The sequence below is a fragment of the Streptomyces sp. NBC_01410 genome, assembly GCF_045040195.1.
In the GTDB taxonomy this organism is placed as follows: domain Bacteria; phylum Actinomycetota; class Actinomycetes; order Streptomycetales; family Streptomycetaceae; genus Streptomyces.
Genome location: NZ_CP109530.1, coordinates 4,878,631 through 4,891,856, shown reverse-complemented (window position 1 = coordinate 4,891,856; position 13,226 = coordinate 4,878,631). Strand labels below are relative to the sequence as shown.

12 protein-coding genes are annotated in these 13,226 nt (G+C 69.2%); 4 read left to right on the top strand and 8 right to left on the bottom strand.

The window, feature by feature from the left end:
- The first annotated feature begins 144 nt into the window (after nt 1–144).
- A complete protein-coding gene (locus OG741_RS22505; protein ID WP_405600596.1) occupies nt 145–1,257 on the top strand; it encodes an alpha/beta hydrolase in 1,113 nt (370 codons plus the stop codon).
- Nucleotides 1,258–1,299: 42 nt separating this feature from the next.
- On the opposite strand, the gene folE is transcribed toward OG741_RS22505, so the two are convergent.
- The 6 genes from folE to dacB form a co-directional block, all read right to left on the bottom strand.
- Complete coding sequence (gene folE, locus OG741_RS22500; RefSeq protein ID WP_266479725.1) at nt 1,300–1,905, bottom strand: GTP cyclohydrolase I FolE; 606 nt, start codon at nt 1,903–1,905, stop codon at nt 1,300–1,302.
- 130 nt (nt 1,906–2,035) lie between these two features.
- Entirely contained in the window at nt 2,036–4,057 is a 2,022-nt protein-coding gene (gene ftsH, locus OG741_RS22495; RefSeq protein ID WP_405600594.1) for an ATP-dependent zinc metalloprotease FtsH, read from the bottom strand.
- Between the two features lie 161 nt (nt 4,058–4,218).
- Nucleotides 4,219–4,758: a hypoxanthine phosphoribosyltransferase gene (hpt, locus tag OG741_RS22490; RefSeq protein ID WP_142215096.1), complete on the bottom strand. Its 540-nt coding sequence runs from the start codon at nt 4,756–4,758 to the stop codon at nt 4,219–4,221.
- Nucleotides 4,759–4,796: 38 nt separating this feature from the next.
- Entirely contained in the window at nt 4,797–5,864 is a 1,068-nt protein-coding gene (gene tilS, locus OG741_RS22485) for a tRNA lysidine(34) synthetase TilS (RefSeq protein WP_405600591.1), read from the bottom strand.
- 189 nt (nt 5,865–6,053) lie between these two features.
- The gene (locus OG741_RS22480; RefSeq protein WP_405600589.1) at nt 6,054–7,199 is read right to left on the bottom strand and encodes a zinc-dependent metalloprotease; all 1,146 of its coding nucleotides are present in this window, start codon (nt 7,197–7,199) and stop codon (nt 6,054–6,056) included.
- A 67-nt stretch (nt 7,200–7,266) separates the two neighbouring features.
- The gene (gene dacB / locus OG741_RS22475) at nt 7,267–8,670 is read right to left on the bottom strand and encodes a D-alanyl-D-alanine carboxypeptidase/D-alanyl-D-alanine-endopeptidase (protein WP_405600587.1); all 1,404 of its coding nucleotides are present in this window, start codon (nt 8,668–8,670) and stop codon (nt 7,267–7,269) included.
- Nucleotides 8,671–8,756: 86 nt separating this feature from the next.
- On the opposite strand from dacB, the gene OG741_RS22470 reads away from it, so the two are divergent.
- Nucleotides 8,757–9,251: an inorganic diphosphatase gene (locus tag OG741_RS22470; RefSeq protein ID WP_108151010.1), complete on the top strand. Its 495-nt coding sequence runs from the start codon at nt 8,757–8,759 to the stop codon at nt 9,249–9,251.
- Nucleotides 9,252–9,495: 244 nt separating this feature from the next.
- Nucleotides 9,496–11,145, top strand: coding sequence for a threonine/serine exporter ThrE family protein (locus tag OG741_RS22465; protein WP_266479735.1), 1,650 nt, complete (start codon nt 9,496–9,498; stop codon nt 11,143–11,145).
- Nucleotides 11,146–11,163: 18 nt separating this feature from the next.
- Here OG741_RS22465 and OG741_RS22460 read toward each other — a convergent pair whose 3' ends face one another.
- Nucleotides 11,164–11,859 (bottom strand): DedA family protein, encoded by a 696-nt coding sequence (locus OG741_RS22460; protein WP_405600585.1) that lies wholly within the window; start codon nt 11,857–11,859, stop codon nt 11,164–11,166.
- A gap of 185 nt (nt 11,860–12,044) precedes the next feature.
- Here OG741_RS22460 and OG741_RS22455 point away from each other — a divergent pair, with 185 nt between their 5' ends.
- Entirely contained in the window at nt 12,045–12,410 is a 366-nt protein-coding gene (locus OG741_RS22455) for a YbjQ family protein (RefSeq protein ID WP_405600583.1), read from the top strand.
- 36 nt (nt 12,411–12,446) lie between these two features.
- Here the strand turns inward: OG741_RS22455 and OG741_RS22450 are convergent, their stop codons facing one another.
- A complete protein-coding gene (locus OG741_RS22450; protein ID WP_266479741.1) occupies nt 12,447–13,205 on the bottom strand; it encodes a MerR family transcriptional regulator in 759 nt (252 codons plus the stop codon).
- Nucleotides 13,206–13,226 lie beyond the last annotated feature (21 nt).

Here is a 13,226-nt window from a genome sequence, read left to right as displayed (position 1 = left end):
TTCCCGTGACTCCGCGAGAGATCCTGTGTCCGTGCGCCGCAGTTCAGCGGGCTCCGGACGATTTGCGTTCTCTAGGACGGGACTTTCGGGAGGCGGGTTCACTCACTCACAGGAAATTCTCAAGGAAGAAAGCTCACGCGACTCATGGGTCTGACCAGTAACAAAGTTCTGGCCTTGGCCATCCTCGTGGCCGTGGTGCTGTTCGGCGTCACGATCTGGCTCTGGCCGCGGCTCGCGCGGCGCAGCTGGCGGGCCGTGACCGGCAGGATCGGCCTGCTGCTCGCGACCCAGCTGGCACTGTTCGCCGCAGTCGGACTCGCCGCGAACAACTCGTTCCTCTTCTACGGCACCTGGTCCGACCTCTTCGGCCAGGAACAGGACATGGGCGTCGTCGTCGACCACTCGGCCGGCGGCAAGCGGATCAAGGTCGTCGAGAAGAAGAAGCTGGATGTTCCGGGCAGCTCGCGACCCGCGACGGGTGGTCAGATACAGAAGATCGTCGTGGCGGGCGAGAAATCCCGTATCGACAGCACTGCGTACGTCTATCTGCCCCCGGAGTACTTTCAGCCGAAATACCAGAAGAGCACCTTCCCGGCAGCCCTTGTGCTGACCGGCTATCCCGGGACGGCCGAGAACCTGCTCAAGGGGCTGAAGTACCCGCGGACGGCCTTCATGCAGGCCAAGGAAGGCCGGATGCAGCCGATGATCCTGGTGATGCTGCGGCCGACCGTCGCACCGCCGCGGGACACCGAGTGCGTGGACGTACCGGGCGGGCCGCAGACCGAGACCTTCTTCGCCAAGGATCTGCCGAAGGCGATCTCGCAGACGTACCGCGTGGGCACCAAGCCCCGGAACTGGGGCTTCATCGGGAACTCGACCGGCGGCTACTGCGCCCTGAAGATCGCGCTGCACCACCCGGAGCAGTTCGGAGCGTCCGCGGGCCTCTCTGCGTACTACAAGGCGGCCGACGATCCGACGACCGGCGATCTCTTCCACGGCGACAAGAAGGCGAAGAGCCGCGCCAATCTGCTGTGGAGCCTGGACCATCTGCCGCAGGGCAAGTCGTCGTTCCTGGTGACCAGTTCGAAGGCGGGCGAGGGCAACCTCAAGCACACCCTGCAGTTCATCGACAAGGTGAAGGCCCCGGCGCGCGTCTCGTCGATCATGCTCGACAGCGGCGGGCACAACTTCAACACCTGGCGGCGCGAGATCCCGCCCGCCCTGGCGTGGCTCAGCAGCCGGCTCAGCGCGTCGTAGACCTCAGCAGCGCGCAGGGGCGCGCCGACGCCCGGACAGGACCTAGCGAGCCATGATGAGGCTCATCGCCTCATTGCGCGTCGCCAGGTCGCGCAGCTGGCCGCGCACCGCGGAAGTGATCGTCTTGGCACCCGGCTTGCGGATGCCGCGCATCGACATGCACATGTGCTCGCACTCGATGACGACGATCACTCCGCGCGGCTCCAGTATCTCCATCAACGAGTCGGCGATCTGGGTGGTGAGCCGCTCCTGCACCTGTGGGCGCCGGGCGAAGACGTCGACGAGACGGGCCAGCTTCGACAGTCCGGTGATCTTGCCGTCGGTCGACGGGATGTAGCCGACATGCGCCACACCCCTGAACGGGACCAGGTGGTGTTCACAGGTGGAAAAGACTTCGATGTCCTTCACCAGGACCATCTCGTCGTGCCCGAGGTCGAACGTCGTCGTCAGGACCTCTTCCGGCTTCTGCCACAGGCCCGCGAATATCTCCCGGTATGCCCGCGCCACCCGCCCCGGCGTCTCCCGCAGGCCCTCCCGGTCCGGGTCCTCCCCGACCGAGATGAGAAGTTCTCGCACAGCGTTCTCGGCCCGCTTCTCGTCGAACTCGCCGATCGTGCCCTCGCCGTCCAGCGTCACCGGGTCGGTCATCTGTGCCTCGTTCCTCTTGCTCTTGCGGGCGGGCATACGAAAACGCCGCGTCCCCCAGGCTAAAACCTGGGGGACGCGGCATTCATTCCGGGCCCTGTGCGGCGCCGTGCGACCACGGCGCCGGAAGGGATCAGCCCTCCGGACGCTCCTCGGGGACCGCCTCTATGGCCGGGACGGTGTCCGTCGGTGCCGAGCCGTTGGAGCCGACGGCTCCATTGGTCAGCGCCAGCTCCTTCGGCGAGAGCACCGGCGGCCGCGTCGACGGAGTGCGTCGCGAGGAGCCGGTCCAGGCCGGGCGGGCCGGGCGCTTCACGATCGGCGCGAAGATCTCGGCGATCTGCTCCTTGCCGAGGGTCTCCTTCTCGAGGAGCTGCAGAACCAGATTGTCGAGTACGTCACGGTTCTCGACCAGGATCTCCCACGCCTCGTTGTGCGCGGTCTCGATGAGCTTCTTGACCTCTTCGTCGACCAGCGCGGCGACCTCTTCCGAGTAGTCGCGCTGGTGACCCATCTCACGTCCGAGGAACGGCTCGGTGTTGTCGCCACCGAACTTGATGGCACCAAGACGCTCGGTCATGCCGTACTGCGTGACCATCGCCCGGGCCGTGGTCGTGGCCTTCTCGATGTCGTTGGCCGCACCCGTGGTCGGGTCGTGGAAGACGAGCTCCTCGGCCGCGCGCCCGCCCAGCATGTATGCCAGCTGGTCGAGCATTTCGTTGCGGGTCGTGGAGTACCTGTCCTCGTCCGGCAGGACCATGGTGTATCCGAGCGCCCGTCCACGGGACAGGATCGTGATCTTGTGAACCGGGTCGGAGTTCGGCGAAGCCGCCGCGACCAGGGCGTGACCGCCCTCGTGGTACGCGGTGATCTTCTTTTCCTTCTCCGACATGATCCGGGTCCGCTTCTGCGGGCCCGCCACGACGCGGTCGATCGCCTCGTCCAGGGAGTGGTTGTCGACCAGCTTCTTGTCGCTGCGCGCCGTCAGGAGCGCCGCTTCGTTCAGCACGTTCGACAGGTCCGCGCCGGTGAAGCCTGGCGTACGCCGGGCAACCGCGCCCAGATCGACGTCCGGGGCGACCGGCTTGCCCTTCTGGTGGACCTTGAGGATCTCCAGACGGCCCTGCATGTCCGGGCGGTCGACGGCGATCTGCCGGTCGAAACGGCCCGGGCGCAGCAGCGCCGGGTCGAGAATGTCGGGCCGGTTCGTGGCGGCGATCAGGATGACGCCGCCCTTCACGTCGAAGCCGTCCATCTCGACGAGCAACTGGTTGAGGGTCTGCTCGCGCTCGTCGTGTCCGCCGCCCAGACCCGCACCGCGGTGTCGGCCGACGGCGTCGATCTCGTCGACGAAGACGATCGCCGGGGCGTTCGCCTTGGCCTGCTCGAAGAGGTCGCGCACTCGGGACGCACCGACACCGACGAACATCTCGACGAAGTCGGAGCCGGAGATCGAGTAGAAGGGGACACCGGCCTCGCCCGCGACGGCGCGCGCGAGGAGCGTCTTGCCCGTACCGGGCGGGCCGTACAGCAGCACACCCTTCGGGATCTTGGCGCCGACCGCCTGGAACTTGGCCGGCTCCTGCAGGAACTCCTTGATCTCGTAGAGCTCCTCGACCGCCTCGTCGGCCCCCGCCACATCGGCGAAGGTCGTCTTCGGGGTGTCCTTGGTGATCAGCTTGGCCTTGGACTTCCCGAAGTTCATGACTCGGGAGCCGCCGCCCTGCATCTGGTTCATCAGGAAGAGGAAGACCACGACAATCAGGACGAAGGGCAGCAGCGAGAGCAGCACCGAGACGAACGGGCTCTGCTTCGACGGCGAGACGGTGTAACCCTTCTCGATGTCACCGGCCTCGTACTTCGTCTGGAGCTTCTCGGCCAGATCGGCACCCTGGGTGCCGATGTAGCTCGCCTGGATCTTGTCGCTGCCCTTGACCTTCTGGCCGTCCTTCAGATCAACCTTGATGATCTGTTCGTCGCCGGTGGTCAGCTTGACCTGGTCGACCTGGTTCTTGTCGATCGCCTGGACGACCTCGCCGGTGTCCACCGTCTTGTAGCCGCCGGACGAGCCGACGACCTGCATCAACACGACCACGGCGAGGACGGCCAGCACGATCCACATGACCGGCCCACGGAAGTATCGCTTCACGTCCATCCATACGGAGCGGAAATCGCCCCGTCCCTCCTGCCCGTAGGTAAATGCTGCTGTGAGAAAAGACTGTTCTTCGGACGGTACCCCAGCATTGTCACCCGTGGCCGCCTTCCCTTGCTCCAACGGCGGGAGAGAGGCCAGGGTTCCCGTGCTTTCGGGGGCCTTCAGCCGCCGTACACGTGCGGTGCGAGCGTGCCGACAAACGGCAGATTGCGGTACTTCTCGGCGTAATCCAGTCCGTACCCGACGACAAACTCATTGGGAATGTCGAAGCCGATCCACTTCACATCGATCGCGACCTTCGCGGCATCCGGCTTACGCAGCAGTGTGCAGACCTCGAGAGAGGCCGGCTCGCGCGAGCCGAGGTTCGACAGCAGCCACGAAAGCGTGAGGCCGGAGTCGATGATGTCCTCGACGATCAGGACGTGCTTGCCCTTGATGTCGGTGTCCAGGTCCTTGAGGATCCGGACCACGCCCGAGGACTGGGTGCCCGCGCCGTACGAGGACACCGCCATCCAGTCCATCGTGACGGGGGTGGACAGGGCACGCGCCAGGTCCGCCATCACCATCACGGCGCCCTTGAGGACACCGACGAGGAGCAGGTCCTTGCCCGCGTACTCTGCGTCGATCTTCGCGGCCAGCTCGCCCAGCTTCGCGTCGATCTCTTCCTTGGTGATGAGCACCGACTGGAGGTCGGCGCCCATGTCCTTCTCGTTCACCCGGGTCACTTTCGTTTGCTGCGTCAGCCTTGCCGAATGACCAGTCTGCCACCCTGCCGTCGTGCCTCGACGCGGCCGGGCAGATTGATGGCTCCCTGGCCGCGCCAGCCCGTGATCAGCCGGTCGACTTCCTCGACGTGCCGGGCGAAGAGCGAACCGGCGGGCGCTCCCGCCTCGATGACGGCCCGGCGCAGGATCCTGCGGCGCACGGCGGGCGGCAGCGTGTACAGCTTCGCGCACTCCAGGCGGCCCGCGTCGTCCCGTACGGCGGCGTCCGCGTCGGCGGCCCAGGTGTCCAGGGCGTCGGCGTCGTCGCGGGAGAGCTGTGCGGTCCGGGCGAGCGCCTCGACGACGCCCTTGCCGAGGGCCTTCTCCAGGGCGGGCAGGCCCTCGTGGCGCAGCCGGGAGCGGGTGTAGGCCGGGTCGGCGTTGTGGGGGTCGTCCCAGACGGGCAGCGACTGGGCCATGCAGGCCTTGCGGGCGGTCTGCCGGTCGAGCTGGAGGAAGGGGCGGCGGTAGCGGCCGGCCGCCCCCGAGACGGCCGCCATCCCGGAGAGCGAGCGGGTGCCGGAGCCGCGGGCGAGACCCAGCAGGACGGTTTCGGCCTGGTCGTCGCGGGTGTGGCCGAGCAGGACGGCGGCGGCCCCGTGGCGCTCGGCGGCGTCGTCGAGGGCGGCGTAGCGGGCGTCGCGGGCCGCGGCCTCGGGGCCGCCGTCGCGGCCGACTCGTACGGTGATGGCTTCGACGGGGTCGAGCTGCATCGCGGTGAGCCGGACCGCGACCTCGGCGGCGCGGAGGTCGGAGCCGTCCTGGAGGCCGTGGTCGACGGTGATGCCGCCGGCCCGGACGGAGAGTTTGCGGGCCTCGAAGGCGAGGGCGGAGGCGAGGGCCATGGAGTCGGCGCCGCCGGAGCATGCCACCAGGACGAGCGGCTGCTCGTCTGTGGGCGCGTGATGGAAGGAGGAGGCCGAGCGCGCGGGGGCCGCGTGGCCGACGGAGCGCGCGAGCCGGTCGGAGTGTTCGGTGAGTACGTCGTGGAGTACGCGGCGGACCGCCAGGCGTATCGCCGCGACCGCAGGATGGGGACCCATGTCCGGTGCCCTTCGTGAAAAGTTGGGGGGTGCCTCGGTCGGTTGTCGGGACGGGAGGATCAGTCACTCAGAGTGCGTCGATGGTGACAGAACCGAGCCGATACCCGAGCATTGCACGCCTACCCATTGCCTACGGTCCCTCGGATGGGTGATTAGGGGGGCGTCCTTCTGCCGTCGGACGCCGCCCGCTCACGAGTCTGCTTTACGGTGCACCCTCGCGACCCAGTCCGCGGGTTTGGCGATCTCCGCCTTGGTGGGCAGCGTGTTCGGAGACGTCCAGACGCGGTTGAATCCATCCATTCCGACCTCCTCGACGACGGACCGGACAAACCGCTCGCCGTCGCGGTACTGGCGCAGCTTGGCGTCGAGGCCGAGCAGCTTGCGCAGTGCCTGGTCCAGACGGCTCGCGCCGCGGGCCCTGCGCTGCTGGAATTTCTCGCGGATCTCGGCGACGGAGGGCACGACATCGGGCCCGACGCCGTCCATCACGAAGTCGGCATGCCCTTCCAGCAGGGACATCACGGCGGTCAGCCGACTGAGGATCTCGCGCTGCGCGGGGGTCTGGACCAGCTCGACGATGGAGCGGCCGCTCTCGTCCTCCTCGCCCTCGGGGCGGGCGCCGGAGAGCGACTGGGCGGCCTCCCGGAAGCGCTCGAGGACCGTCATCGGGTCGACCTCGGTCTCGCCCAGAAATGACTGGATCTCGCCCTCGAGGTGGTCGCGCAGCCAGGGCACGCCGGTGAACTGGGTGCGGTGGGTCTCCTCGTGGAGGCAGACCCAGAGCCTGAAGTCGTGCGGGTCCACTTCGAGTTCACGCTCGACATGGACGATGTTCGGGGCGACCAGGAGCAGGCGGCCGCCGCCGGCGCCCGGGCCGGAGGGGTCGCCCGCGGGCAGTTCACGGGTGGCGGGCGCGAAGGTCTCGTACTGACCGAGGACCCGCGAGGCCAGGAACGACAGGAGCATGCCCAGCTCCACGCCGGTGACCTTGCCGCCGACCGCTCCGAGCATCGCGCTGCCGGCGCTGCCCGAGCGGCGCTCCTGCATCTTGTCCAGCAGCGGCTTCAGCAGTTCGCGGAAGCCCGCGACATTCGCCTGGATCCACCCGGCCCGGTCCACGACGAGGACGGGGGTGTCCTTCGGTTCATGGCCGTCCGGGATCATCCGGGTGAAGCCCCGCACATGTACTTCGGCCGCCTTGGCATGCCGCCGCAGCTCGGCGACGACGGCGCGCGCCTCCTCCCGGCTCACGTCGGGTCCGGGCCGCACGAAGCGGGTCGCGGTCGCCACGGCGAGGTTCCAGTCGACCATCTCGGCACCACCGATGCTCGTCATGCGTCAACCGTACGTTGTCGGCTCCGGGAGCGGTCAGGTGTCGGCAACGGCCGGTTCGCCCATTGAGTCACGAGGCCAGCGCGGCCGCCAGCCGGTCCAGAGCGGGCTGGGCGAGCTCCTTGGACGGGGTGTTGGCGGCCATGAAGGCGAAGGCGAGGAGGCGTCCGTCCGGGGCTACGACGGTGCCCGCCAGGGTGTTGACGCCGGTCAGGGTCCCGGTCTTGGCGCGCACCAGACCGGTGCCGGGCGAGTTCCGGTTGTAGCGGCTCTCCATGGTGCCGTTGAAGCCGGCGACCGGCAGGCCCGTCAGGACCGGGCGCAGTTCGGGGTGGGCCGGGTCGGCGGCGCGGGCCAGCAGCGCGGTGAGCAGCCCGGCGCTGAGGCGGTCGTCCCGGTTGAGCCCGCTTCCGTCGGCGAAGCGGGCGCCGGTCAACGGGAGCTTCAGCTTGGCCAGTTGCCCGGTGACGGCCCGTCCGCCGCCCTCGAAGCTCGGCTCCTCGCCGGTGGCGACGGCGGTCTGCCGGGCCAGTGCTTCGGCGATGTCGTTGTCGCTGTTGGTCAGTGCCCGTTCGACCAGGGCCGACAGGGGTACGGAGAGCACCTTGGCCAGCGGGGCGGACCCGGCGGCGGGACGGCCGGGGGCGGGGGCGGCGGACGTGGCGATGCCGCGCTCCTTCAGCAGCCGCTCGAAGGCACGGGCCGCGTCTCCCGCCGGGTCGGGGCTGCGGTCCACGGGCCCCGTGCTCTTCCCGTCGGACCGCCCCTCGCCCACCATCAGTGCGCTGACCGGGGCGAGGTTCGGGTTGAGGCCGATGGGGTGCCGGAGGGGCCCCTTGTAGAGCGAGGTGTCGTACGCGAGCCGGACGGAGACGACTCCGCGCTCGCGCAGGGCACGGGCCGTACGGTCGGCGAGCGTCCGCAGTCCTGCCGAGTCGAGGCTCGGGTCTCCGCCGCCGACCAGCGTGAGCTGCCCGGCGTCCTTGGAGGCGAGGACCGTGGTGGGGATGCGGTGGTCGGGGCCGAGAGCGGACAGGGCGGCGACCGATGTGGCGATCTTGATGGTGGAGGCGGGGGTCATCGGGTCGAAGACCCCTTGTCCGTACAGCTGCTTGCCCGTCGCGAGATCGATGACGCAGGCCGTACGGACCGTCCCGAGCCCGGGGGCGCCGAGCAGCGGTGCGAGCACCTGTGCGAGTTCGGCGGGGGCGGCCTTCGCGGACTTGGCAGTGGCGTTCGAGGGGGCGCCGAGAGCGGCGAGCACACCGGGTGCGCTGGGCGCGGGAGCCGGGGCCTTCCGCCTCGGTGTCCCGTGATGTGCGCCACCCACCGGATTCCGGGCAGCCGCCCACTCCTTCTCGGCCTTACGCTGGCCCGAGTCCCAGGGACCAGCGGCGGCCACCGCCCCGGCGGCGAGGGCGAGGCCTGCCACGGCGGCGCCCGCGGCGAGCTGCCACGTACTGACCTCTGGCACCTCGCACCATCCCCTTTCGCGATCACACACCTGCGTGAGGGACACTTAACCACCAGACGTATGTGTTGATCATGGAGGAGCCACCCGTGGAGTTCGACGTCACCATCGAGATCCCGAAGGGTTCGCGGAACAAGTACGAGGTGGACCACGAGACCGGTCGGATCCGCCTTGACCGTCGACTCTTCACCTCGACCAGCTACCCGGCCGACTACGGATTCGTCGAGAACACCCTCGGCGAGGACGGCGACCCGCTGGACGCGCTGGTCATCCTTGACGAGCCGACCTTCCCCGGCTGCCTCATCAAGTGCCGCGCGATCGGCATGTTCCGGATGACGGACGAGGCGGGCGGCGACGACAAGCTGCTGTGCGTGCCTGCCTCCGACCCGCGCGTCGAGCACCTGCGCGACATCCACCACGTGTCCGAGTTCGACCGCCTGGAGATCCAGCACTTCTTCGAGGTCTACAAGGACCTGGAGCCCGGCAAGTCCGTCGAGGGTGCCAACTGGGTAGGCCGCACCGAGGCCGAGGCGGAGATCGAGGCCTCCTACAAGCGCCTGGAGGCGCAGGGCGGCGCGCACTGAGCACGTAGCTCTTCGGCATCGAGCTGACGACGGGCGGGGCACCGACGGGTGCTCCGCCCGTCGTGCGTGTGCGACGGCTCGGCGGCCGGAGGCCGGCGCAGCGGCGCGAAGCCTGGGAGGCGCCCCGGCGCCGAGCAGTGCGAGCGGCGCGTCAAGAAAGGTGGTGCCGCCCGTCGTGCGTGCGGCCGCCGGTCCACACCCATACTGAGCTGACACGCGACACAAGAGGGAGCGAGGACAGCACGTGGTGGCGGAGCCGGAGGGTCCGGAAGACCGGAAGCCTCAGTCCGACGAGGCGCACAGCGCCTTCACCCCGCCGCCCGGGGTGGGACAGCCGGATGTACCCGAAGAGGACCATCCCTCCTCGGAGTTCGCCGTTCCGGCCGGGGTCGGCACCGAGGGCCCGGCCGGGCCGGAGGGTTCCGCCTTCGCCCTGCCGAGCACCTACAGCGCCAAGAGCTCGCCACCCGCGTTCACGCCCGCGCACGGCATCCCCATGGTCCGGCTGACCAGCCACGCCCCCTGGCAGGACCGGATGCGGGCGATGCTGCGGATGCCGGTGGGCGAGCGGCCCGTGCCGGAGGCCGTGCAGCGGCACGAGGAGGGCGGCCCGGCCGTCCCCCGCGTGCTTGACCTGACGCTGCGTATCGGGGAGCTGCTGCTCGCGGGCGGCGAGGGCGCCGAGGACGTCGAGGCGGCCATGTTCGCCATCTCGCGTTCGTACGGACTCGACCGCTGCGAGCCGACCGTCACCTTCACCCTGCTGTCGATCACCCACCAGCCCTCGCTCGTCGACGACCCGGTGACGGCGAACCGGACCGTTCGCCGCCGGGGCACCGACTACACCCGGCTGGCCGCGGTCTACCGGCTGGTCCACGACATCAGCACCGAGGAGTCGGAGGTCTCGCTGGAGGAGGCCTACCGCCGCCTCGCCGAGATCCGCCGTAACCGGCACCCCTACCCCGGCTGGGCGCTCACCCTGGCCGGCGGACTGCTGGCGGGCGCGGCGTCCGTGCTGGTCGGCGGCGATGCGCTGGTGTTCCTGGCGGCGGCGATCAGCGCCATGCTCGGCGACCGGCTGGCCTGGCTGTGCGCCGGGCGCGGACTGCCGGAGTTCTACCAGTTCGTCGCCGCGGCCATGCCCTCCGCCGCGATGGGCGTCGCGCTGACGCTGTCGCCGCTGGACGTACGCGCCTCCGCGGTGATCACCGGTGGTCTGTTCGCCCTGATCCCGGGGCGGGCCCTGGTCGCCGGCGTACAGGACGGCCTGACCGGCTTCTACATCACCGCTGCGGCCCGCCTGCTCGAGGTCGGCTATCTGGTGGTCGGCATCGTCGTCGGCGTACTGAGCGTGCTCTATCTGGGCCTCGCGCTGGGCGCGGGCCTGAACCCCGAGACGGCCATCCACAGCGTCGACCGGCCCCTCGTGCAGACGCTGGCAGCGATGGCGCTGTCCCTGTGCTTCGCCGTGCTGCTCCAGCAGGAGCGGAACACGGTGCTGTGGGCGACGTTCAACGGCGGCATCGCCTGGGTGGTGTACGGCGCGCTCGCGAATAACGCGGGTGTCTCGCCGGTCGCCGCGACGGCCGCGGCGGCCGGTCTGGTGGGCCTGTTCGGGCAGGTGCTCTCGCGCTACCGGTTCGCGTCCGCGCTGCCGTACGTGACCGCGGCGATCGGGCCGTTGCTGCCCGGCAGCGCGACGTACTTCGGGCTGCTCGAGATCGCAAGGAACGATCTGAACTCGGGCCTCACCCAGCTCACCAAGGCCGCCGCCCTGGCGCTGGCCATCGCGATCGGGGTGAACCTGGGCGGCGAGCTGTCCCGGCTGTTCCTCAGGATGCCCGGCGTTCAGGGCCCGCTGCGCCGCGCGGCCAAGCGGACGCGCGGATTCTGAGCGGCCCGGGAGCCTGGCTCAGCGCTTGGCGTGGCGGCCGCGCTGCGCCGGGGGCACGTCGTCGGACGGTCCGCCGGCGGCTGCTTCCTTCTTGTTCCTCGAGCGGGCCCGCAGGAATTCGATCGCGATCGGGATCACCGAGAGCAGCACGATCAGGATCAGGATGGCCTCGATGTGCTTGTTCACGAACTCGACCTTGCCGAGCCCCGCGCCGAGCAGTGTCACACCCGCGCCCCAGAGCGCGCCGCCGATGATGTTGAACGTGATGAACGAGCGGTAGTTCATCCGGCTCACACCGGCGATGATCGGCGTGAACGTGCGCACGATGGGCACGAAGCGGGCCAGGACCAGCGACTTGGGACCGTACTTCTCGAAGAATTCGTGCGCCTTCTCGACGTTCTCCTGCTTGAAGAGCCGGGAGTCGGGGCGCTTGAAGAGCGAGGGGCCGACCTTGCGTCCGAAGAGATAGCCGACCTGGTCACCGACGACGGCCGCGAACACGATCAGCGCGCACACCGCCCACAGCGGGAGCTCGTCGAGCTTGCCGGTGGTCACCAGCAGGCCGGTGGTGAACAGCAGCGAGTCGCCCGGCAGAAAGAAGCCGATGAGCAGGCCGGATTCGGCGAAGACGATGACCAGGACCCCGATCAGGCCGAACGTCGAGATCAGATAGTCCGGGTCCAGCCAGCTCGGTCCGAGCGCAAGGGTAGTCACGAGGTCCGGGCTCCTGAGTCGATAGTCGGTCGATCGTCGATTCGGCCGTCGATTCGGCGTGGTCGGCCACCCAAAGCTATCAACGCATCGCCGCTGCTCCACGTTCCGTCCGCCCGCCCAGGATGCACTGTGCCCCGTCTGGGACAAAGCTGTGCGTCACAAGCCCGTACGGAAGGTGGACGCAGATGGGCATCGAGGATTACGGCGGCGGACAGGGTCCGCAGTCCGACGTACTGGTCGTCACGACGAACGATGTACCGGGATTCCAGGTACAGCAGGTCATCGGCGAGGTCTTCGGCCTCACCGTGCGCTCGCGGCATCTGGGCAGCCAGATCGGCGCCGGTCTCAAGTCGATGATCGGCGGCGAGCTGAAGGGGCTGACCAAGACCCTGGTCGAGACCCGTAACCAGGCGATGGAGCGCCTGGTGGACCAGGCTCGCTCACGCGGCGCCAACGGTGTGCTGATGTTCCGCTTCGATGTGTCGGAAGCGGCGGACGTGGGCACGGAGGTCTGCGCGTACGGGACGGCGGTGGTCCTGGCCAAGAGCTGAGGAGCCCCGGGCCAGGACGCTCGGGCCCGGAGCCGCTCAGCTGTTGCGCACCGCGTTCGCGAGGATCGCGTCGTGCAGGTACCGGGCCAGGTCCGGGCGGATCTGCTCGTACGTCTGCGTGAAGCGGTCGTCCGTTACGTACAGTTCGGCCAGTCCGGTGTGGATCTCGTAGCCGCAGTCGTAGAACCAGCGGACGATCTGCTGCCGGTGCTCCTCGGCGAGGTCCATCGCGGCCTCTCCGTCCGCGGGTGCTCCGGCCTCCATGAGCGCGACCACGCGGCGGTTCCAGTCGGCGCTCTCCTCCTTGAAGCGCAGCCAGTCGTCCTTGGTGTAGCGGGCGGAGCGCCGCTGCGACTCGGCATAGGCCGCGCTGCCGCCCCAGCGCCGCTCGGCCTCCTCGGCGTACTGCTCGGGGTCCTTGTCCCCGAAGACCTCGAACTTCTCCTCGGGGGTGAGGTTGATGCCCATCTTCTTCGCCTCCATGGCTTGTTCGACGGCGGCGGCCATCTCCTGCAGCCTGGCGATCCGGCCGGTCAGCAGCTCGTGCTGCCTGCGCAGGTGTTCGCGCGGGTCCGCGTCCGGATCGTCGAGCAGCGCCGCGACCTCGTCGAGCGGGAAGCCGAGCTCCCGGTAGAACAGGATCTGCTGCAGCCGGTCGAGGTCGGCGTCCTCGTAGCGCCGGTGGCCCGCGTGGCTGCGGCCACCCGGACGGAGCAGTCCGATCTCGTCGTAGTGGTGCAGCGTGCGCACGGTCACTCCGGCGAATGCGGACACCTGTCCCACGGAGTAGCTCATGGCTTTCCGCTCCTTCGTCTC